This is a genomic window from Lyngbya aestuarii BL J (assembly GCF_000478195.2).
GTDB lineage: Bacteria > Cyanobacteriota > Cyanobacteriia > Cyanobacteriales > Microcoleaceae > Capilliphycus > Capilliphycus aestuarii.
This window is the reverse complement of the sequence record NZ_AUZM01000015.1, coordinates 16,356-38,146: the sequence shown is the minus strand read 5'-3', so window position 1 is coordinate 38,146 and position 21,791 is coordinate 16,356. Positions and strand designations below refer to the sequence as shown.

16 protein-coding genes are annotated in these 21,791 nt (G+C 39.0%); 3 read left to right on the top strand and 13 right to left on the bottom strand.

The window, feature by feature from the left end:
• Positions 1-17: 17 nt before the first annotated feature.
• The 5 genes from M595_RS08610 to cobA all read right to left on the bottom strand — a co-directional run bounded on the left by M595_RS08610 (position 18) and on the right by cobA (position 6,159).
• Positions 18-1,058, bottom strand: a complete 1,041-nt coding sequence (locus tag M595_RS08610; RefSeq protein WP_040483802.1) for a diguanylate cyclase domain-containing protein — start codon at positions 1,056-1,058, stop codon at positions 18-20.
• Positions 1,030-1,467, bottom strand: coding sequence for a response regulator (locus M595_RS08605; protein WP_023065808.1), 438 nt, complete (start codon positions 1,465-1,467; stop codon positions 1,030-1,032). Before M595_RS08605 ends, M595_RS08610 begins: the two co-directional genes overlap by 29 nt.
• A gap of 146 nt (positions 1,468-1,613) precedes the next feature.
• On the bottom strand, positions 1,614-3,053 hold the full coding sequence (locus M595_RS08600; protein WP_023065761.1) for a hybrid sensor histidine kinase/response regulator: 1,440 nt from the start codon (positions 3,051-3,053) through the stop codon (positions 1,614-1,616).
• 285 nt (positions 3,054-3,338) lie between these two features.
• Positions 3,339-4,562, bottom strand: a complete 1,224-nt coding sequence (locus tag M595_RS08595; RefSeq protein ID WP_023065815.1) for a tetratricopeptide repeat-containing S1 family peptidase — start codon at positions 4,560-4,562, stop codon at positions 3,339-3,341.
• Positions 4,563-4,599: 37 nt separating this feature from the next.
• The gene (cobA, locus tag M595_RS08590; protein WP_023065787.1) at positions 4,600-6,159 is read right to left on the bottom strand and encodes a uroporphyrinogen-III C-methyltransferase; all 1,560 of its coding nucleotides are present in this window, start codon (positions 6,157-6,159) and stop codon (positions 4,600-4,602) included.
• Positions 6,160-6,422: 263 nt separating this feature from the next.
• Here cobA and M595_RS08585 point away from each other — a divergent pair, with 263 nt between their 5' ends.
• Complete coding sequence (locus M595_RS08585; protein WP_023065752.1) at positions 6,423-7,199, top strand: hypothetical protein; 777 nt, start codon at positions 6,423-6,425, stop codon at positions 7,197-7,199.
• 56 nt (positions 7,200-7,255) lie between these two features.
• Here M595_RS08585 and M595_RS08580 read toward each other — a convergent pair whose 3' ends face one another.
• From M595_RS08580 to tftA, 3 genes are all read right to left on the bottom strand, one after another.
• Positions 7,256-10,777 carry an AAA-like domain-containing protein gene (locus M595_RS08580; RefSeq protein ID WP_023065811.1) on the bottom strand — a complete coding sequence of 1,174 codons (3,522 nt, stop codon included), beginning with the start codon at positions 10,775-10,777 and terminating at the stop codon, positions 7,256-7,258.
• Positions 10,770-12,422 (bottom strand): AAA-like domain-containing protein, encoded by a 1,653-nt coding sequence (locus M595_RS08575; RefSeq protein ID WP_161809811.1) that lies wholly within the window; start codon positions 12,420-12,422, stop codon positions 10,770-10,772. The genes M595_RS08580 and M595_RS08575 overlap by 8 nt, the downstream gene beginning before the upstream one ends.
• Positions 12,423-12,804: 382 nt before the next feature.
• Entirely contained in the window at positions 12,805-14,166 is a 1,362-nt protein-coding gene (tftA, locus tag M595_RS08570; RefSeq protein WP_023065807.1) for a hormogonium tapered terminus morphoprotein TftA, read from the bottom strand.
• Positions 14,167-14,205: 39 nt separating this feature from the next.
• Here tftA and M595_RS08565 point away from each other — a divergent pair, with 39 nt between their 5' ends.
• Positions 14,206-14,589, top strand: coding sequence for a VOC family protein (locus M595_RS08565; protein ID WP_023065750.1), 384 nt, complete (start codon positions 14,206-14,208; stop codon positions 14,587-14,589).
• Here M595_RS08565 and M595_RS08560 read toward each other — a convergent pair.
• Both M595_RS08560 and M595_RS08555 read right to left on the bottom strand, forming a co-directional pair.
• A complete protein-coding gene (locus M595_RS08560; protein WP_023065824.1) occupies positions 14,577-14,885 on the bottom strand; it encodes a hypothetical protein in 309 nt (102 codons plus the stop codon). The two genes, M595_RS08565 and M595_RS08560, sit on opposite strands and share 13 nt — an antisense overlap.
• Positions 14,886-15,052: 167 nt before the next feature.
• Entirely contained in the window at positions 15,053-15,715 is a 663-nt protein-coding gene (locus tag M595_RS08555; protein WP_023065823.1) for a phosphoribosyltransferase, read from the bottom strand.
• 108 nt (positions 15,716-15,823) lie between these two features.
• Here M595_RS08555 and M595_RS08550 point away from each other — a divergent pair, with 108 nt between their 5' ends.
• Positions 15,824-16,525: a uracil-DNA glycosylase gene (locus M595_RS08550; RefSeq protein WP_023065764.1), complete on the top strand. Its 702-nt coding sequence runs from the start codon at positions 15,824-15,826 to the stop codon at positions 16,523-16,525.
• Positions 16,526-16,615: 90 nt separating this feature from the next.
• On the opposite strand, the gene M595_RS08545 is transcribed toward M595_RS08550, so the two are convergent.
• From M595_RS08545 to M595_RS08535, 3 genes are all read right to left on the bottom strand, one after another.
• Entirely contained in the window at positions 16,616-17,959 is a 1,344-nt protein-coding gene (locus tag M595_RS08545; RefSeq protein ID WP_023065781.1) for a hybrid sensor histidine kinase/response regulator, read from the bottom strand.
• Entirely contained in the window at positions 17,956-20,571 is a 2,616-nt protein-coding gene (locus M595_RS08540) for a hybrid sensor histidine kinase/response regulator (RefSeq protein ID WP_052001726.1), read from the bottom strand. The genes M595_RS08545 and M595_RS08540 overlap by 4 nt, the downstream gene beginning before the upstream one ends.
• A 98-nt stretch (positions 20,572-20,669) precedes the next feature.
• Positions 20,670-21,674, bottom strand: coding sequence for a BMP family protein (locus M595_RS08535; protein WP_023065751.1), 1,005 nt, complete (start codon positions 21,672-21,674; stop codon positions 20,670-20,672).
• Positions 21,675-21,791 lie beyond the last annotated feature (117 nt).

The window sequence follows — 21,791 nt, the reverse complement described above, 5'->3', positions numbered from 1 at the left end:
GGATTAGACTCAATCATTTAGAGTAAATGATCAAGATCAGATGAGTCAGAAAAGGGTTTATAAATCACACAATCTCGACCCTTTTTTTTAGCTTCGTAGAGAGCAGTATCCGCCGTTGCAATCAAGTTAGAGGGTGAATCATTTGGCTGAGGAACGACACTCGACACTCCCAAACTTACCGTAATACAATCTGCTATTTTAGATTGAGAATGGGGAATCTTTAGAGATTTTATAGCCTGACGAACTCCTTCGGCAATCTTAACAGCACCTTCGGCTTGAGTATTAGGAAGGATAATCACAAATTCTTCCCCACCATAGCGAGCGGCTAAATCTCCAGGGCGCTGAACTTGTTGACAAATGGCTTTAGCAACCTTTCTTAAACAATTATCTCCGGCGGGATGACCATATTTATCGTTGTAATTTTTAAAAAAGTCTACATCACATAAAATTACTGATAAAAATTGCTGTTCTCGTAACATTCTGAGCCATTCATGGATTAAATATTCATCAAATTGACGACGATTTGCCAATTGAGTTAAACTATCAGTCACAGCCAAACGTTGAAGTTCTCGATTTGCTTGTTGTAATTCTCCGGCTAATCGCTGTAACTCCTGATTCATTTGTTGTAGTCTTAGCGTTTGTTCTTGGAGTTTTTTCTCTTGAACATAGCTGTTAACCGCTTCAACTACAGTTAGCCTTAAATCCTCCGGTTGCCAAGGTTTAGCAATATATCGATAGAGTTTTGCATATTTGATTGCATTCCCCAGAGCGGGTAAATCTGCTTGTCCTGTGAGCAATATATTTAAAGTTTTCGGGAATCTTTGATGAATAAGTTTGAGTAGCTCATCACCTTTCATTCCCGGCATTAAATAATCGGATAACACAACAGCAATCTCTGAGTTTTCTTCCTCAAGTTCATCTAAAAGTTCTAGCGCTTCTTCTCCCCCTTCAGCTACTTCAATAATACATTGATTTTCTAAGGCTTTTCTAAGTTCAACTTTTAAGCTATCTAAAATAGTTGGTTCATCATCAACACAAATCACCACTGGTTTGCTCATAGTTTTGAGAATATTGATAGTTAGTTAACCCTGATTTAATCGTGGTAATCAGTTCTTCACTGTTCCAAGGCTTCGATAAACATCGATACAAACTGGCTTGTTCTATCGCCTTTTCTACAGCTTCCATATCTGCTTGTCCGGTCAGCATGATCTTTAAAATTTTGGGAAATCTTTGATGTACTTTGATTAAAAATTCATCCCCTTTCATTCCCGGCATTAACCAATCAGAAACAATGACGAGAACATGACTATTATCCTCACAAAGTTCTTCTAAAATTTCCCAAGCTTCATCAGAACTTTCCGCCATTTCATAGCTATAAGCATCTCGAAAAGCATTTTTAAGCTGAATTTTTAAACTATCTAAAACGACAGATTCATCATCGACACATAAAATAACGGGCTTAGACATTATAGCTAACCTCAGTGAAATTGGGATTGTAATTTAGGGAGCAAAACTCAATTCAAACTCGGAATAGCAAAGGGTTCATCTGAAAAGCACATTACAGCTTATAGGATACCATGCAATTCGTTCAATTCTAAATCTAGAGATTGTGATTAACTCTGCATGGGCAAACAGACGGTAAATGTGGTTTCACTCGGAACCGATTTTACCTCTATTTTACCTTGATGTTTTGCAATGATTTTTTGAACGATGTCTAAACCCAAACCACTTCCTTGACCTGCGGGTTTTGTAGTAAAGAAAGGATCAAAAATTTTGGATTGAATTTCCGGGGGAATTCCATCACCACTATCAGTAATATGAATCACTAGGTTTTGGCTTTCATAGATAACATCAATGGTTAACGTCCCTTGATAATTCATCGCTTGTAAGGCATTATGAACTAGATTTGTCCACACTTGATTTAGCTCATCAGGATAACATAAAATCGAAGGCATAGAATCAGGATAGTTTCGGATCACTTCGATCCCTTGCTTAATCTGATTTTGATACAGCGTTAACACCGTTTCAATTCCTTCAATAATATTTGCTTCAACGAGATTTCCAAAATGATCATATCGAGCATAAGTTTTTAAGGCAAATACAACCTTTGCTGCTCGGTCTGTCGCGGTTTTAATCGTGTTAGCACTTTTTTTGACACTGGTAATTTGATACGCCAAATCCAGAACTTTATGACCATCTTGAGTGTGTAAAAATGATAAAATTGGTGATGAACCTTCCATAATTCCGATATCAACTAATGTATCAGCAATCGTATCTGCATTAGTAAAATTATCAGCTTCTAGCTGACGGATCAAAGCACGTTTAGCTTGACGTTTTTCTTTATTAGAATAACCTGTTGTTTGTTTTAAAGACTGCTGACAGAGAGCAAATAAATCTTGCTGTGCTTTTGGACTTAGAGTTTGGAGAACTTCGGGTAGATGTTCTAAATTCTCATTAAAAAAAGCGGTAATATTTTCGATAGAAGAACGAATCGCCCCCAAAGGAGTATTAATTTCATGGGCAATTCCGGCAACCAACTGTCCCAGTGCTGCCATTTTTTCCGATTGAACCAGTTGATTTTGAGTGGCGGTGAGTTGTTCGAGGGTAACTTTTAACTCTTGATTTTTTTCGAGTAAATTCTTTTGCAGAAAATGAATCTTTAAATGAGTTTCGACTCGGGCTAATACCTCTTGAACTTGAAACGGCTTCGTAATATAATCAACTCCTCCGGCTTCAAAGGCTTTCACTTTATCTGAAACCTCATTAATCGCACTAATAAAAATTACCGGAACATCCCGGCTGTGTTCTCTTGCTTTTAAGTGTTGACAGACTTCATAACCGTTCATATCCGGCATCATTATATCTAGTAAAATCAGATCGGGTCGTAATAACTCAATCCCCGATAAAGCTAACTCTCCATTCGGAATTAATCGAACTTTGTACCCTTCTTTTCTGAGAATATTACCCAACAGGCGCAAGTTATCTGGCGTATCATCAACAACAACGATATTTCCTTTGTCGATTTTTTGTGTTTCTGTAGTTAATGAAGTCATCTGAATTTTCCCGGTGTGATTGTTCCCTGACAAAAAGCAAAAAAGGTAGTTTTATTCAAAGGTTTCAAATCAAAAACTGAGAGAGTCTAATGAGATATTTTTCTACTTTGATCTAGAAAATTTACCCTCAGTGATTTGATGGGATATAATCTGTTTTAATTTGGACAGACTACACCTGCTCATTTTCTAATTCTACTATAACCAAAACTCCTAAAAAGGCAAAATTCCCCAGAACCTTAATTTCTGGAGAATAGAGATTATTCTAACTTTAGTCGTTAAATTCAGTTACATTGAGGTTTCAAGTTCTTGAATCCGTTGAACTGCATCTGCATAGGAGGCTTCCCGTCCCAATTGACGATAAAGTTGGGCGGCTTGCTGAAAATCAGCGATCGCCAAATCGAGCTTTTTTAGCTCTAAATATGCCAACCCCCGATTATAATAAGCATCAGCATAACCTGGATTTAAACGAATCGCTTCAGTATAATCAGCAATGGGATTTGAACCGCGAACTGTGCCAATTTCTTGAGTGACATTCGCCGCTAACAACGTCCGAGCCAACCCCATATTAAAATAAGCTTCGGGCAAATTCGGATCACGTTTTAAGGCTTGATTTAAACTCTCAATTGCCTCCCAAGCATATCCTTGATCCAACAAGCTCAAACCCCGAAAAAAGAACGTTTTAGCATCCCCAGGATTATCTAGAGATAACGTTGGTTCTGTTGCCGTTTTTGAGGTTTCATCAATCTGAAGATCCTCTCGCTTTAAGGGTGTTTCTGAGAGTTGTACCATAAATAAATTAATCGGAATTGCAGCATTAAACCCGGTTTTGATCGGTGCCACATCACCGGAACTGGTTTGAGCAAATCCAAACTCTCCTTGTCCGTGTAAACCCACTACACGCCCCGCCCCATCGAATACCGGGCCACCACTCATCCCACTCCATGTAACTGCTTGATAGCGCAAAGTGTATCCTTCTGGGCGAGTTTTGGGGCGACTGGTGACCAATCCTGGCGAGAGTTCGGGTTCGCGTTCTGCCCCGGTTAACCCTCCTGTTGCCGGATATCCATAAACATAAATTTGAGCGCCAATGACAGCCTGTTCAGAATCTCCTAACGTTGCCACTGGATAATCTAAATTACTCTCAAATTCAACAATAGCTAAATCGGGTTCGGTGTTATCAGTTTGTAGACGAGTGACTGCCGTTGCTAAATGATTTTCCCCATCATGGGTGCGAATACTATAATTTGTACTGGTTTCTTCAACCACATGATTGACGGTCAAAACTGTATATTTCTGACCTAATTTTGCCACAATCACACCCGAACCATCACCCAATAGACTATTAATTTGAACCGTAATCGGGGCGGCTATTTCTGCAACTTCTTGGGCTGATTTTGCCACAACAATATTCTGTTGAGTGACAACAATCGCCGCCACAGTCACAGTTCCGAGTAAAACTTGTGTGAAATCCGGCGTGAAATTGCTTTGTCGAAATCTGTTTAAACTCATATTTTCACCCCCAAGGGAGAATATCAATTTTTTACGTTTACAAATGACCCTGATTTTTTTTCTGTTCTAACTCCCAGTCAACAATAACCTCCGTTAATCCTTCTAAAGTATATTCTTTTGCTTCTATATCTAGCCGACCCAATAACTGCTGACAAGTTTCCGAGGTCTGCGGGCCAATCGAAGCAATACAAACATCCGACCATAAATCTTTTCCTAAAAATTGAGTCAGACGAGAGAAGTTTTGAACCGTTTTAGAACTTGCAAATGTAATCACATCAATTTTATGCTGTTGTAAAGCTTCTAAGACATCAGGGGCGATTGTATCCGGACATCTAGACTCATAAGCCGGAACTTCCACCACTTCGGCGCCTTGTTGGGTCAATTCCTGTACTAACACATCTCGCCCCCCTGTTTCGACTCTCGGGAATAAAATTCGTTTTCCAGCCAACGATTCGGGAAAATGAGACACTAAAGAATCAGCTACAAAATCAGGCGGGATAAAATCAGGTTGGAGTTCGTATTTCTGTAAACTGGCGGCGGTTTTTTTCCCCACAACTGCTATTTTAGTCTGACTCAAAGCGTGAGGATCTTTACCCTTAGCTTGCAGTCGATCAAAAAAGAAATTGACACCATTAGCTGAGGTGAGAATTAACCAATTAAAATAAGGGGAAGTGGCATCAAAATGGGCGATCGCTTGATCGAGAGCCATCCAACTTGAAGGGGGGCCAATCACTAAAGCAGGCATTTCGATCACCGTTGCGCCTTCTGCGGTTAACAATTCGCTAAATTTACTCGACTGTCCCGCAGCCCTGGTGACTAAAATGGTTTTTTCAGATAAAGGGTTTTGAGGCTTAGACATAGGATATACAGGAGATTGCAGGAAATCCCGCAAGTTGACGACCTCTCCGACAACGATAACGCAGGGGGAAAGAGAGGAGTTTGCTGTTTTTTCAATGATATCGCTTAATGTCCCTATCCAAACTTGTTGTTGAGGGCGACCTCCTTCGCGGATAATGGCAATTGGAGTTTGAGGCGATCGCCCGTGGCGCTGTAATTGATGGATAATTTCTGTTAAATTTCGACTTCCCATTAAAATCACTAAGGTGTCAATTTGGGAAACACTATTCCAGTCAATTGCTTCGGGTTCATGGGCGGTTAATACGGCAAAACATCGACTCATTACAGCATCGGTTAGCGGAATTCCAGCCAGTAGTGGCGCCGCTAATACTGAGGAAATACCCGGCACAACTTCAAAAACACAATTGGCTGCAATTAAGGCTTGAATTTCGCGGCTTGTCCGTCCGAAAATAAACGGATCACCGCCTTTGAGTCGCACAACTTGTTTTCCCTGTTGACAATATTCAACTAATAGCTGATTGATTTCTGATTGGGGTGTACTTGGTTTTCCGCCTCGTTTACCCACATCAAGTTTTAGGCAATTTGAGGGAATCAGTTGTAAGATAGAATCATCGACTAAAGCATCATAAATAATCACTTCTGCTTGGGTCAAAAGTTGATGCGATCGCACCGTTAGATAATCAACATTTCCTAATCCTGCACCGACTAAATAAACTTTTCCGAGTTTTGAATTTTTCATTTCTATTTTGACATTTATATTAATTTGAGGCGGTAAGCCTTGCGGTTATCCTGTTTTTTGAGAGTAACATCCAATTGTTCAATTGTCACAAAGACGTTTCTATTTATTTTGGATGACAGCCTGGCGATTCTACTGTTTTCTGAGAGTAACATCCAATTGTGAAATTGGCACAAGTATGAAAGTCAGGAAACTGTCACATGATTTTATAGAAGTCTCCATTCGCCCAACATAATTAAATCACCTGAATTTGCCAGCATTTAACAATGAAAAACTCAATTAATTTTGCAGGTTTTAGTGTGGGACTTTTTCTATTGGTTCTCTTTTGCTTCGGAATCTTGCAATGGTTAAATATTCCGACGGGTAACTTTTTAGACTGGGTGATAGGCGGCGCGACGTTTTGGTGGTTATTGTTAATTGTGACGGTTCCCTGGAATATTCATTTTGATGCTAAGGAAGTTCTCGCGGAGGCGGAAGATTCGGTTAAAAAAGAAATCAGAATTGACGAAAAACAGCTTAAATATGTTCGGCTTGTTGCCAGTCGTTCGTTGTGGGTTGCGATTGGATTACATCTCGTTTCTACTGTCGGACTTTATGCTTTAGCTTTAGCTGGAATTAGTGTTGTTGGTTATATTGGTTCGGGGGCGGCATTACTCTTAACTGTTTTGCGTCCAGCGATTCGTGCTTATCAATATTTAGCCGCGCGTTTGTCAATGGTTCGGCGAGAGTTTTCTTATCCGCGAGAGGATGTTATTGAACTTCGCAGTCGCGTTACAACACTTGAGTTTAAGATAGAACAATTAGCAAATTTATTAGATACTAATAATCCCAATTCGTTTATTTCTCAACAGATTAGAAATTGGGAAGTTCAAACAAGAGATTTAGAGAATCTATCAGCCGATTTAAAACAGTTAAAATCAAATAATCAAGCCGAACATCAACAGTTAGCTAGAGAGGCAGAAAATGCCATTTCTCAACTGACAACAGATAGCGAAATCTTAAGCCATGCCCGAGAACTTGTGCGGTTTTTTAAAGAAGCTTAATAGCGTTTTATTTATCCCCCTAAATTCTTCGTAGGTGAGGGGTTGGGGGAGAGGTTTCAATTTATATCATCACATAAGGAGCGATCGCTTTCTTCAACTTCCGAACTATTTTGCAGATAATCTTTAACAAAATTGCAGGCGTAAGTGAGTTCATCCAACTTTAAAATTTCCTCTAAATCCCATAAAATAATATCCCGATCGTCTCCACCTGAAGCAATAAATCGACCGTCGGGACTGAAAGCAACATCCCAAACATTACTGTCGTGAATTTTCAGTTTAACTATCTCGGTTCCATCTATTTTTAACACTTTCACCGAACCGTCACCACAACCTATTGCTAAAGTTTGACCATCGGGACTAAAATCAACCGAAGATATTCCCAGACATTTTCCTTTAAAAGTTTGTAAAAGTGTACCATCAATGTTCCAGAGTTTTAGAGTATCATCTAAACTCGCCGTGGCAATAATTTCGCCATCTGGACTGATATCCAGACCCCAAATTCCATTGCTATGAGCGTTTAAGCTTTTTAGTAAAGTACCATCTGTTTTCCAAAGTTTAGCCGTCCCATCTGCACTGATGGTTATAACGGTTTGATTATTTGGAGTAAACTGAACTTGATAAACCCTCGCTTTATGTCCAACTAAAGTCGAAATTAAACGACCATCTAGATTCCACAATTTAGCCGTTTTATCATTGCTGCTAGAAGCCAATATTTCACCGTCTGAACTCAAGGAAATATCCCAAATAAAATTTGAATGAGTGGAGAAAGCATTAATTTTTTCCTCGGGATTCCAAAATTCTATTGTACCATCAGATTGTGCAATTATCCTTATGTCTTCTAAACCCAAAGTATAATTTTGAATAGATGCAAAAGCCATTTCTCTGCCCTCTACGCTTTGTTTAATTGTCCCATCAATTGACCAAAATTTAACTGTATAATCAGAGCTTGCCGATGCTATAGTTTCATCATTAGGATTAAATTCAACTTGCCAAATTGTTCCATTGTGTCCAGTAAAAGCTTGATAAAAATAATTTTTTGTTTTCCATAATCGAATTGTATTATCATCGCTACCCGAAATCACGGTTCGATCATCTCTGGCAAATGCTACCGCTCTAATTGAGGATTGGTGTCCTTTAAATTTTCTTAATGCAGTACCCTGTATTGTCCAGAGTCGAACGGTTTTATCCGCACTTGCAGAAGCAATTTGATTTCCATCTGAACTGATATCAATTTCTAAGACTTCACCCTGATGACCTTCTAGGGTTTTGATTAATTTTCCCTCTGTTGTCCAAAGTTTAATCCTACTATCCCCACCTGCTGAAACAATAATCGGATTATTCCGTCCGTTTGCATCTTTGAACCAAGCAAATTCCACATCCCAAATCGGTGCTTCATGTGCTTTTATACTCCAATTAATTTGACCATTAAGATTCCAAAATTTTACCTGTCCATCCACACTTCCCGAGGCAATCATATTTCCCTCCGGATGAAAGGCAACTCCCCAAACAGGTGATTGATGTCCGATCAAAGTGTTGAGAAGTTCACCTTCTAAATTCCACACTTTAACAGTTTTATCTCCACTGGCTGAGGCGAAAATTTTACCATCCGGACTGAAGCTAATATTCCAAATTGCCCCTTGATGACCGATGAAACTTTTTAAAAGTTGACCCTGATGATTCCAAATATAAATTGTACCGTTTAAACTCGCAGAAACAAGGATTTTACTATCAGGACTAAAACTTAAGGCATGAACAGTTCCATCATGTTGTAAAGTCTTAAGTAACTGACCGTGACGATTCCAAAGTTTAATAGTTCTATCGCTGCTTCCGGTGGCGATTATTTCACCATCCGGACTCGTATCAACGGCAAGAATCCAGCCTTTATGACCCGGCAAACGATTAAATTCTGCCGTTCCTAAAATGGCTTGGCGCAATGTGTCTGTCACATTTTTATTGAGATCGGATGGAATAGTTTTGAGGTTGTTTAATCGCCGTTTTGCTTTAATTACCGTCACTAAACTCTTTAAGCGATTGTGAGAGGTAAACAGTTCTTCTGAGGAGTCAATTAAGGCTTGAATTTCTTGAACTGTGGCTTGCTGTTCCTGTTGGAGGGCTTGCTGGCGTTGATTAAATGCGATCAATCCCGAACCAACGGCGACCAAAAAGCCTATACTAATTGAACCGAGCAAATAGCGTTGTAACTTGGCATTTTTACGCTCTTGTTTGAGTTGGGTTTCTATAGTTTTAGCGCGTTCAGCTTCATAGGTTTGCTGAGTTTTTTGACGCTCGCTTTCCTCGCTAGCTGCCAAGAATTGATAATCTAAATTACTCAGACTTTTACCCTGCATCCAAGTTTGAGCATCTCGCAAAGCCTGTCCGCTCAATAAACGAGATTCGTCGGTTTTTTCGGAAGCGATCCAAGCATCAAATGCTTGCGAATAGGGTCGTAAAGCCTGAAGCTGTTGGCTTACCCATTCGAGGTTAAAAACTTCCGCATATATCGGATTTCTAACTCGCAAACTGCTATTTTGTTTAATCACTAACCCCGATAACAATAACTCAATTTGTTCGCTGCTTTTATCGGAGTTAATATTTTTACTTTGCAAGATTTGTTGATAAATCCCTAAAATTCGTCCGACTAATTGTTTATTGTATAAAAGGCGATCGCGAATGGTTCTCAGGTGTTCGGGTTCGTCTTGAAATTCCCAATTTTCAATAATCTGCGATCGCACAATTTCTGAGACACAGCGTTCTGGACTAATATATTCTAGGGCTGATTCTGGATCTTTTATAGAGATTTCTTCTAATTTTCCTTGAACAAGATAACACAACTTTTGGGTTAAAAACGGCTGCCCATTTGTCCAGCAAAAAACTTCCGTTAAAATCGCTTTACTCTTGGTTTGAGAAACTGGAAATCCTTGAGCAAGACTCATAGATTGATTTAAACTCAAGTTCTCTAAATCAATAGCTTGTCCAATATTAAACGGGGTACGAGTTTTGTCTCGAATTAGATCGGAAGGTGTAGCCACTCCAAATAAAGCAAAGGTGAGGCGATTATAGTCAGGATTAACCTCCCGTTGATTGTAGCAAAAACGAATCAGAGCAAACAAATCATCAACCTGAAAATTTAGACTCAGAATGCTATCAATTTCATCGATAAAAATAACTAACTTTTCTTCGCTCAGTTGAGTCAATAAAATATCTTCAATAAAATGACTAAGTTGCTGTAGGGGAGAGAAATCCTCTTGACTCTGCAACCAGGTTTTGAGAGTAGCGGGTTTGGGCAAATTAAATCCCCGCCACAGTTCATAAATCATTCCTCTATACCATTGAACGGGTGTAACATCATTACTACCAATTCGGGTAATATCTAGAAACGAGGAGCGAACCTTTTCCTGTTGCAGTCGGTAACGAGTCTGACACAAAAGGGAAGATTTTCCCATTTGACGGGCGTTGAATACATAGCAAAATTCTCCCGCCTTTAGAGCTTGATAAACGTCAGTATCAGCCTGTCGTTCGACATAGGTTTCTATGCCAACTTTTAAGCTTCCCCCAACTTGATAGAAACGGCTATTCATTGAACTCGCTAAAAGCTTGACTGACAGTAATCCGATTTCGTCCTTTTCTCTTAGATTGATAGAGAGATCGATCAGCCGCTTCGACCAAATCTCGCCAATTAAAATCGGATGAAGGAATAATACTTGCGACTCCAATACTAACTGTTACAACGTTCTCTGGAAAGCAAATCACCCGAGGATTTTCAACAGTAATTTGTAAGGCTTTTATTTGGTGTTGAATGCGTTGGGCGACTTGCACTCCCCTCTGGGTGTTACTCATCGGAAGCAAAATTGCAAATTCTTCTCCCCCATAACGAGAAACTAAATCTGTTGAACGGTTAATACATTCTGTTAGGGCTTGAGCAATTTTTTGGAGACAAACATCTCCAGCCGGATGACCGTAGAGATCGTTATAGACTTTGAAATAATCGATATCGACAAGAAGAAGGGATAAGGAATTATTTTGATTTCCTAACCGTTCCCATTCTTGTTCAATGGTGCTGTTAAACCAACGACGATTCGCAAGTCCGGTTAATTCATCTGTTTCTGAGAGGCTTTTTAGGGTTATATTTTGTTTTTCGAGTTGTTTGATATGGTGAATTAATGGATGTTGATCAATGGTGTCTAGTTTGTAGGTTCTAAAGTATTGTCGATAAAGTTGACAACTACAAATGACTTGATTACCGATGAGTGTCACTAGCCCTAGACTTTCTAACTGATAGGCTAAAATGGGATCGAGTGTAATGGCCTCATCGATTTCAACAACGTATTGAAAAGCGGTGGCGAGTTCTTGATTTTGTTTTAAGTGGATTAAACAACGTCGTAGATGATCGCTATAAATCCCTGATAGTGTGGCAGATTCTTCTATAATATGAGCGAGTTTTACTTCTGGAGTCTCTGAATTTACTTCTATTTGCTTGTTCAGATGATACAAAGCCAGTTGAGTTAAATAGGGATGTCCGTTTACCCATTCGTAGAGTTGATCTGCTATCGTTTTACTCAGAGTGGATAAGAATCCATAGCAACAAACTAAGGCTTCTGTTTGTTCTAAGTTAAACCGGGTAAGTTGAAGCACTGAGCCAACATTAAAGGGAGATTGATTGATTTTTAAAGGGACATAAATTTCTGTAGAATAGGTTAAAATTAACCTCAGTTTTTGGATGCTTTCTTCTTGTTTTGCTTCTTCATACCAAGAACGCAATAAAGGTAAAAAATCTTGGTAAATTTGGGGGTGTTCAAATAAATGGTCAATTTCACTGAGAACAAGTAAGAGGGGAGTTTCTAGTTTTTCTAAGATACAGTTGTAGAGGTAAGCAGTACAACTAATTTTGCCGCCTATATCTTCATCCCAGTAGTCTTCGAGTTCATCTTCGAGTTTAAGTTGATAACTGAGAGTTTTACAAAACCACCGTAAAAAGGTGTTAAAATCGCTTAAAACTCTAGATTCTATCCGGCGAAAATCAAGATGAACTGTAGAGTAACCCAAGCCAATTGCGTGAGTTTTGACCTGGAGAATTAGGGAAGTTTTTCCCATTTTTCGAGGGCTTTTGATTCGCAGTAAACATCCCGGTTGTTCAATCGCTTCTTTGGCTTGTTTTTCGAGAGGAGAACGCTCAATATATGTTGTTGAGAAAGGAGGAATAGGGCCGCCGGGTTGTTCAGTCATTTGAGACTCTTGATGAACAGAACACATTATAGGTGACTGATGTTGAATTGATGACATAAATCTGGTAAAAGATAGAGTAGAAGTTAAATTTTAATCTAGTCAGTTAAGTCGAGAAAGATGTATATATTCTCAGTTCTCCTTTAATATTATACTATTACTTTAAACTGAGAATTTTCTATCTTTAGACTGATAATTCTCTATCCCAATAGCACTAGCTAAACTTACACATTCAAGTATCTATCGATAATATTTTATAAAAAATTATAACAAATATAGCATAAGATCTAAAAAAGTGCAAATAAAACCCCTCTCTCCGGCAATTTTTTTGCCTATTGATAGAGTTTCATTTTCAATCGCTTAATTTTTCAAGTCTATAACTCAATTAGAGAACTCCAGAAACTTCATAAAGCCGTTGCATCAGGGCTAAAATTCGATTACCATATTGCAAATCATCAGACCAACGTCCACTTAATTGCAATACAGAAGGGGCAATTGCTCGGGTAATAAAATGAAATCTAGGATCAATAATATCTTGAACTAAAGGTTCGGTACTCGCATAAGCTTTTAAATGTTGAATATGCGCTCTAACTCCCAATCGAGGGGTTGCAAAAGAAGCCGTTGTTGATGCACCGCCAAGCGTTCCGAGTCCAGCAAAATTATTTTGAGCAGCTTTGACCAAGCCCCCAAATCGTAAAAACTCCGTTTCTAAACACATTTGACAAAAAGCAATATCATAATTTACTCCTTCAAGATTAGCTTCTTCTTGGTAGATTAGAGCCAACTCCGGAAATTGATATAAACCCGTATTATTTTCCGACTTAATAAACGCAATCAGTTGTAACTCTGTGGTAATTCCATTGCCCATAACTCGGTCAATTTTCTCAGCATAAACTCGGGAAAAAGATCGTAACACCACAGTCCGACTGGGATTATCCCAAGAGACAGAGATACCAAAATCTCGCAAATCTACAGCACGAACATAGACAATATTTTGATATCGGACTCGACGCACCCGAGCCAGTTGAGCGACATTAATTCCGAGACGATCCACTAAATCAATTGGAATGTAAGAATTCCCTTGAATTAAAATCCCGCCTTCCCCATAGGATTGACCATTAATTTTAATTCCAATCGAACCATAAACCATTACATTCGGTGGAACGGGAGGCGCAGGAATGACGTTTTCTCCTTGAATCCAACCGATAATTCCATCGGCAATTCCTTTCGCAATATCCTTTCGTCGAGTTTGAATTAAACTGCGATCTTGAGGATTAGTCAAAAAACCAATTTCAACATATAAAGAAGGAATAATAATCCAGCGACAAAAGATTAAACGACCTAATCCAGTGGCGGTATCCGCTTTCGTTCCCCGACTGGGAAATTGAGGAACTCGCCGTAACAAGGCCATTAAAAGCTGTTGAGCATCCCGTTGACGTTCGGCATTGTGAGCAATATAAAACACCGTTACGCCCCGTACATTAGGATTTGATGAGCCTCCGGCTTGCAATTCTAACGCAACATCACCCGGACGAGAATAATAATTAATCCAATCAACCGTTTCAACTTGACAGAGATCATCAGGAACCAAATACACCGTAAAATTCTGCGATCGCAATTCTGCGGCGACCAAATCACGAATCCAAATCATTTCTTGGGCTTCGGTTGTTCCTCCTGCAATGACTCCCGGATCTCGGACTCCGTTTTCAAAGCCACCATGACCTGCGGATAAAAAGATTCGTCCCATCTGTACAATTTAAGCGTTAGGTTTAGCGATTTTGCCATTATGGTTGTACACTGCATTGAAGCCTTTGTCACGCTTGCGGCGACAGATCTCCAGATTTTAGTGGAGTTTTATCGTCAATTGTTGGGAATTCAACCGCACTCGTACATCCCGGAGGTTTATGCAGAGTTTCAGCTTCCGGGTTTGAAATTAGGTATTTTTCAACCCAAATCTACTCAGGTTGAGGAGTTTGCAGATCCAACCCAAGCCGGAATGAGTCTGTGTTTGGAAGTGGCGAACTTAGAGGATGCAATTGCCGAGTTATCTCGCCTCGGATATCGGCCCCCCGGAGAGATTTTAACCGCTTCTCACGGTCGAGAAATTTATGCCTATGACCCCTTGGGAAATCGCCTGATTTTACATCAGTCTTCCCGTCAAAATCTTTGAGCAACAGTCAGCATCAATTCAATTAATGTAAGCAGACTAATATACAGTAACAAAACAGAAAGCACTTGGGTAATGTGAAAATCAGGTGAGGGTATTATCGCTTCTCGGACTAACATAGAGATCGAAGAACCCAAGACATAACTCAAACACAGCACTAGATAGGGTAAATCTCCAGTTAAACTCCAAAATCCGAGTAAGATCATGGCTAACATTAACATAATCACCTCGATAAATTGAGGCGGATTGTATTGAGTCGAGAGTACCAGGGTTTGCCACCAAAGTTGCCAAAGTCTCATGACCAGTTTGTTTGTTACTAAGTTTGCTCTTGAAATATCATACAAAACTGAGAACAGTACAGTTTAATGGTCATGCTGAACGAACGTGAAGCATCTATCTGTTTGACCCTTGATTTCATTCAGGGTGACATGAAAAACTGGTCACTGCACGGTACTTGGTCACTGATTTAACGCCATTGGCTTTGACGCTGTAAATGAGCGATCGCCGTTTGGGTTTCAACTTGAGGAAAATTCCGATAAAACCGACTAACGCTGAAAAATATTCGCGGTGATTTTAAAATAATTAAGCGATCGCACCATTGTTTTAGGGGTTCTCGTAAGTCTCGGGGGGCAACAGGTACACCGATCCAAATTTCACTGGGGTTTTTGGATTTGAGACATTTGACCGCGACAGCCATGGTTAACCCGGTGGCAATTCCATCATCAATGATAATTGCTAAAGCGTTCTGAGGGTTGGTTTTCGAGCCATTTGGCGCGAGTTGGGCGAGTTGATCGAGGGCTTTACCGTGCGCTTGATGTAAGAGGGTTTGCTGAAGTTCAAAATTAGTCGGACGACTTTTAGAAGACCAGAGTACATACCCCTCTGCGGTGACAGCACCTAAAGCGAGTTCAGGGTTATCGGGATGGGTGATTTTTTTGGCAACGATCACATCTAACGGACAGTTGAGACGACGGGCTACAGGTTCAGCAACGGCTAAACCACCTCTAGGAAGGGCGTAGACGATGATGCGATCGCCGGGTTGGGGGTGTCGGGCAATTTGTCGCTCAATGGCTTTAGCGAGTTCTAGACCTGCGTGGGTGCGATCGTTAAAGGGAGGGGTTGAGAACATAACGAACAAGCATTATCTTCTCTATCTTGACCGCCAAACTTGAGAGTTGCAACTCAATCAGTCTAGACTAAATAAAGTTTCTGTCGTGTGACTTCAGCGTTTAAATTCATGTCTGGCGATCAACAACTTAATTTATTTGACTTTGCCGAGTCGGGTGCTAGTCCAACTCCTTCTAATTTTAATCGGGATCAAATTCCCCAAGATGTTCAGGTTCAAATTCCCCCTGGAACTTACCAAAATTTAGATGAAATTGCGGATCATTGTAATCAATGTCATCGGTGTGTTTTGGGAAATAATCGAACTCATGCGGTGATTGGTCGCGGAAATCCCCAAGCCGCTATTATGATTATTGGAGAAGCGCCGGGTCAAAATGAAGATGAACAGGGTTTACCGTTTGTGGGAAGATCGGGTCAACTTTTAGATAAAATTTTAGAATCTGCGGGGTTGAGTACCGAACGAGAGGTTTATATTTCTAATGCAATTCGTTGTCGTCCACCAGGAAATCGGACTCCTACGGCTTCGGAAATCGAGGCTTGTAAACCTTATTTATTAGAACAAATTCGCTTAGTTGATCCGCAGATTATTTTGTTGACGGGAGCGACTGCGGTGAAGTCGTTGTTAGCAGAAAAGCAAGGGATTACTAAAATTCGGGGTCAGTGGCGACAATGGGAAGGATGCTTCTGTATGCCGATTTTTCATCCCGCTTATTTACTGCGAAATCCTTCTCGGGAACCGGGAAAACCCAAATGGTTAATGTGGGAAGATATTCAAGAAGTTCGCAAGAAGTATGATGAATTGATGCAAAAATAAGATCAATAATAAAACTTAATACCTGGGAAAATCAGGGACTAAAGGGCTAAATCTTTAAGTGTTTTTTTCCCGACGATGACTTGATTGATATTAGACTGGAAGTTCGATCATAAATTCTGACCCTTTCCCCAGTTCAGAAATACAGTTGAGTCTACCCTGATGTTTGTCCACAATAATTTGACGAGAAATTGATAAACCTAGTCCGGTTCCTTTTCCAATGGGTTTCGTGGTGAATAAATGGCTAAAGATTTTTTCTTGGAGGTTCTCAGACATTCCTAAGCCGTTATCTTTAATTGAAACTATCACACTTTTTTGAGTTATATTTTCCCAAGTTTTAATCGTTATTCTAGGCTGTTCAATCGGTTGACTAAATGTAGAATTATTAATATTTTTTTCATCTAAAGCATCAATTGCATTTGCAATTAAATTCATAAAAACTTGATTAATTTGTCCGGGATAACAATGAACTAAAGGTAAATTTCCATAATCTTTGATCATGTCAATATCTGCACGATATTGATTTGCTTTAAAGCGATGTTTTAAAATTGTCAGAGTGCTTTCTAGACCTTGATGAAGGTCAAAAGTAACTTTTTTAGAGGTATCTGAGTGGGAAAAATGATAGAGACTTTTGCTAATATCGTGAATGCGTTGGGTTGCTTCTTGTAGCGACAAAATAACTTTCGGAAGGTCATCTGTTAGATAGTCTAACTCTATGTCTTTCGCATGAGTTGTGATGCTATCTCCAGGAGGATTTAACTGCTGTTGATAAAGGTGTAAGTGTTCTAATAAATCTTGAATATATTCTGTTGCGTGTTGTAGATTTCCCGTCAAACAACTTAGAGGATTATTAATTTCGTGAGCAACTCCCGCCACCAGTTGACCCAAAGCTGACATTTTTTCACTTTGAACTAACTGAATTTGAGACTGTTGTAAATCGGCTAAAGCTTGGGATAATTCAGCAGTACGTTCAATCACTTTTTGCTGTAGGTTTTGATTTTGTTCCTCTACTTTTTGGTATAAAGCTTGAATTTGTAAATGAGTCGTAATTCTGGCTAACACTTCTTCATGTTGAATGGGTTTAGTCACATAGTCAACCGCCCCAACTTCAAAGCCTTTAACTTTATCTTCTGTACTAGCTAAAGCCGTCATAAAGATCACCGGAATATCTTCAGTTTCTGGGTCAGCTTTTAAACGACAACAGGTTTCAAACCCATCAATTCCTGGCATCAATACATCCAATAAAATCAGATTAGGATTCGCAAATTTGGCTCGTCTTAAGGCACTTTCACCATCTTGAGAAACGAGAACTGTTAAACCACAATCTTCTAAATAATCAACCGCAATTTTTAAATTTGTAGGATGATCATCTACAATCAAGACTGTGTAATCTTTTAAATTCAGTTTATGAGCATGAGGAACGATATAAGTTTTCATTGATTCTCTCCTTCGGGTAAATATTTTTCAATTAAACTTGTTAAAGCTTTTTCTTGAAATCCCTTAGCTAATTCGTGGATTTTATGGGCAAAAGGAATATATTTAGGATCGAGTTTTTCTATATAAGTTGCTTGCTGCTGAATTTTTTTCATGCTACCCAACAAAGCCAAATCGTGAAGCACTCTGATTTCTTCGAGATCAGGAACAATAAACTCAGTGTTTGATGACGTTTTACTCGTGATTTCTGAAGTCATCGTGAGTTTAGATGATGGCTCATAAATCCATTCTAGCTGCAAATGTTCTGCAATCATTGATAGAAGTTGTTTTTCATCTATCGGTTTGGGGATAAAGGCATCACATCCTACAATAACACTTCGCTGAAGATCGGGTTGCATCACACTGGCAGAAACTGCGATAATTTTAGTATTTTTAAGTTCTGGATATTCCCGAATCTCTTTAACCGCTTCAAAACCACTTTTAACGGGCATGACTAAATCTGTTAAAATGAGGTCAGGTTGATATTGTTTTGCTTTGTCTATGGCTTGCTGACCATCTTCTGCCAAAATTATATCAAATCCTAGCGGTTCTAGCATATTCTGTAAAACTAATAAATTGGCTTTTTTATCGTCAACAATTAAAGCATAACGACGTTTTCCTTGATATCCAGTGATGTGAAGATTGTTTTTTGGAGGAGAAGAATAATAAACTTGCACAATCGGAAAAGTTAGATCAAACCAGAAAGTTGAACCCTGATTCAGTTGACTTTTAACTTGTAGAGAACTCCCCATCATTTCCACTAATTGACGTGAAATTGCTAACCCTAAACCTGTTCCTTCTGCTCTGCGTTTAACGTCTCCAACTTGTTCAAAGGCTTGAAAGATTTTATCGAGTTGAGCTGAACTCATCCCCACTCCAGTATCTATCACTTCAAAACGTAATGAAACCGTAGAGGAAAGAGGTGAATAATCTAATGCACTGAGTTCTAAGGTAACACACCCTTTATCGGTAAATTTTACTGCATTTCCGAGCAAGTTGAGCAAAATTTGTCTGAGACGTTTTTCATCCGCTTGAATCCCTTGAGGTAAATTTGAATCCCCTTTATACTGAAATAAAATATCTTTTTCTAAAGCTCTCATTTGAATCATTGCTACTACGCTATCGATGAAGCTAGCGAGGTTGATATTACTCGGATAGAGTTCTAATTTACCCGCTTCTATTTTAGAAAAATCTAGAATATCATTAATTAAAGTCAGGAGATGATTACCACTTTTCAGAATAATATCTAAACCTTCAACTTGACGAGGACTAATAGTGCGATCTCGCTGTAAAATTTGAGCATAACCCAAAATTCCATTTAGCGGTGTTCTGAGTTCATGGCTCATATTCGAGAGGAATTCACTTTTAGCAAAGTTCGCCACTTCAGCTTTTTCTTTGGCTTGGGCTAACTCTCCAGTTCTCTGTTCGACTCGAGCTTCTAATTCTTGATTAGTTTGAGCTAAAGTCTCAAAAGATTCTTTTAATTGTTGGGTCATTTGATTAAATACTTCTGCTAAAATTCCGAGTTCATTTTCGAGATTAATATTCACTCTGGCGTTGAGATCTCCTGCTCGAATATTCGCAGCAACTTGGGTGAGAATTTTTAGAGGATAAACTAATAAATTTGACAGGAAAAAGCTAACCCCTACCGCACTAAAAATCGCAATCAATAGCAATCCAATCATACTAATAATTAAACGACGAACAGGCGCATAAGCTTCGTATGTTGGGAGTTCAACAACAACGTTCCAATACACATTCCGAACCGGAGCGATCGCACCTAAAACTTCTTGTCCAGTTAAACCTTGATAAGCAATTAAAGATTTATCTTGAGTGGCTTTGAGTTGCTTGATAAACCCATAGTCAGAAACACTTTCTAATCGATCAATTTGGGTGATGTGACTATTTTTGGCAATCAAAACATCTCGATGATCAAGAACATAAGCATAACCTGTTTTGCCCACTCCCGTTTGAGACACAACAAAATCTAAAAATTTCAAATTTATTGTAGCGAGTAATACCCCATCAACTTCATCTGATTGATTCCGAATGGGAACAGCTAAAGTCATAATTAATGCTTGGGTTTCTGGATCAATTTCTACGAGATCAACATAATTTTCTTGCTGTTTAAACGCTCGTACAAAGAGGGGAGTCTCTTTGAAATTACCTAAATTCACTTCAGTATAAGGAGAATAAACAGCAACTGGATCAGCTTCGGAGTTGAGAATTGCCATCGTTTCATAGGCATCATTGTTGCGACTCAAGCCTTCAAGTAAAGCTTTTTGAGCTTGGGAAGAGAGTTCAGTTAAACCTTGTACCCTAGCAAGATAAAGTAGTTTTCCTTGTAGATCTTGAATGTAGGTATCAATCCGATTAGCGGCAATTTGTGATCGTTCTTTTTGTAGAAGCTGAGATTGTTTCAACTGAGTTTGTGAACTCAAATAAATAAGAATACTTCCAGTTGTTAGTAGGCTAAAAATCACTAGAAAAATAATGCTAAAGCACAATTGCTTGGCAATAGAAGATTTTTGGGAACGGTTGATTTTCTGGCTTTTTAAGAAGTCAAATTTGTTCATAACTCGTTACAGTCAGTCGTTCGGGAGCGAACTAGAAGATTTAAAAATCAACAAAAGTAAAAAACTTGTGATTATTATTTCTAGCTTATCCTAAGTTTTTAAGGTGTGATATCAATCTCCCCATTGATGACTTGTTCTCGAATCTGGCTAAATTGTTGTTGTTGTTGTTCTGTGAGCAACCCTCGAAAAGGTGCAAATTCATAAATTCCCTCTTTTAGTCCAAATTTATAAAGGGTTCCTTGCCAACGTCCTTCTTGAACTAAAGCACTGGCATTGAGTAATAAAGCTGGAAAATCATGCAGAACACTGGTAATCATGCGCTCCGGAGCAAGTTCATACAAATCTTTAATCCAGCCAATCATATAAACTTCAGGGTTTTGTTTGAGAACTTCTATCGCAGCTACTCCGGCTTCATCAGCATTAATAGTAAAAATATCAACACCTTTTTTCACTAAATCTTGAGTAACATTGATCGCTTTTTCACCATCTGTCCAGGTTTGTAGATATTCGATAAAAACTTCAATATTGGGATTAATTTCTTTAGCACCTCGTTGATAAAGTTTAGCAGCTTCTACAGGAATTTGGTAATCTGCACCTGCGATATAAGCCACTTTATTAGTTTGAGTTGTCATCGCTGCAATCACACCCGATAAATAACCCACTTCTCCTGCCCGAAATGATAACGCACCTAAGTTTTTATTATTACCGGGATACGTCGCAATCACGGCAAATTTAGATCGAGGGAATTCGAGAGAAACTTTTTCAATGGCATCGAGATATCCACCGCCTGCGGCAATGATAAAATCATAATTTTCTTCAGCATATTGTCTAAGAAATTCTTCACCTTGAGCCGCTGTTACATATTCAGAATAAGCGACTTTAGCGTTATATTTTTGTTCGATTTTTAGCAGTCCTTCATAACAGCCTTGATTCCAATTTCCATCGGCTTTAGAACCTGATAATAAGATAGCAACTTTGAAGACAGAAGGATTATTTACTTCACTTTGGGGAGAAGTATTAATTTCTGTATTTAAACAGCTTACTAAACTAAATGTCATTAAAGCTAAAAACAAATAGCCTAATATTTTAAAAGGTTTTAACATTTTCAAGAGAGGGATTGAGATTGATTGCATTAACAAGGAAAGTAATGGTTCGGTGAATAAATAACCTCAGACTGATTGTTAGAGTCGAACTCAATATAGCTGACACCCCAGTTCTTA

What these genes read in the sequence shown, in the direction of transcription:
- M595_RS08600 (WP_023065761.1), bottom strand. Translation starts at nt 3,053, where the DNA reads ATGACTTCATTAACTACAGAAACACAAAAAATCGACAAAGGAAATATC.
- tftA (WP_023065807.1), bottom strand. Translation starts at nt 14,166, where the DNA reads ATGGGACGAATCTTTTTATCCGCAGGTCATGGTGGCTTTGAAAACGGA.
- M595_RS08555 (WP_023065823.1), bottom strand. Translation starts at nt 15,715, where the DNA reads ATGTTCTCAACCCCTCCCTTTAACGATCGCACCCACGCAGGTCTAGAA.
- M595_RS08585 (WP_023065752.1), top strand. Translation starts at nt 6,423, where the DNA reads ATGAAAAACTCAATTAATTTTGCAGGTTTTAGTGTGGGACTTTTTCTA.
- M595_RS08560 (WP_023065824.1), bottom strand. Translation starts at nt 14,885, where the DNA reads ATGAGACTTTGGCAACTTTGGTGGCAAACCCTGGTACTCTCGACTCAA.
- M595_RS08550 (WP_023065764.1), top strand. Translation starts at nt 15,824, where the DNA reads ATGTCTGGCGATCAACAACTTAATTTATTTGACTTTGCCGAGTCGGGT.
- M595_RS08580 (WP_023065811.1), bottom strand. Translation starts at nt 10,777, where the DNA reads ATGAATAGCCGTTTCTATCAAGTTGGGGGAAGCTTAAAAGTTGGCATA.
- M595_RS08575 (WP_161809811.1), bottom strand. Translation starts at nt 12,422, where the DNA reads ATGACTGAACAACCCGGCGGCCCTATTCCTCCTTTCTCAACAACATAT.
- M595_RS08545 (WP_023065781.1), bottom strand. Translation starts at nt 17,959, where the DNA reads ATGAAAACTTATATCGTTCCTCATGCTCATAAACTGAATTTAAAAGAT.
- M595_RS08595 (WP_023065815.1), bottom strand. Translation starts at nt 4,562, where the DNA reads ATGAGTTTAAACAGATTTCGACAAAGCAATTTCACGCCGGATTTCACA.
- M595_RS08605 (WP_023065808.1), bottom strand. Translation starts at nt 1,467, where the DNA reads ATGTCTAAGCCCGTTATTTTATGTGTCGATGATGAATCTGTCGTTTTA.
- M595_RS08540 (WP_052001726.1), bottom strand. Translation starts at nt 20,571, where the DNA reads ATGAACAAATTTGACTTCTTAAAAAGCCAGAAAATCAACCGTTCCCAA.
- M595_RS08610 (WP_040483802.1), bottom strand. Translation starts at nt 1,058, where the DNA reads ATGAGCAAACCAGTGGTGATTTGTGTTGATGATGAACCAACTATTTTA.
- M595_RS08535 (WP_023065751.1), bottom strand. Translation starts at nt 21,674, where the DNA reads ATGTTAAAACCTTTTAAAATATTAGGCTATTTGTTTTTAGCTTTAATG.
- M595_RS08565 (WP_023065750.1), top strand. Translation starts at nt 14,206, where the DNA reads ATGGTTGTACACTGCATTGAAGCCTTTGTCACGCTTGCGGCGACAGAT.
- cobA (WP_023065787.1), bottom strand. Translation starts at nt 6,159, where the DNA reads ATGAAAAATTCAAAACTCGGAAAAGTTTATTTAGTCGGTGCAGGATTA.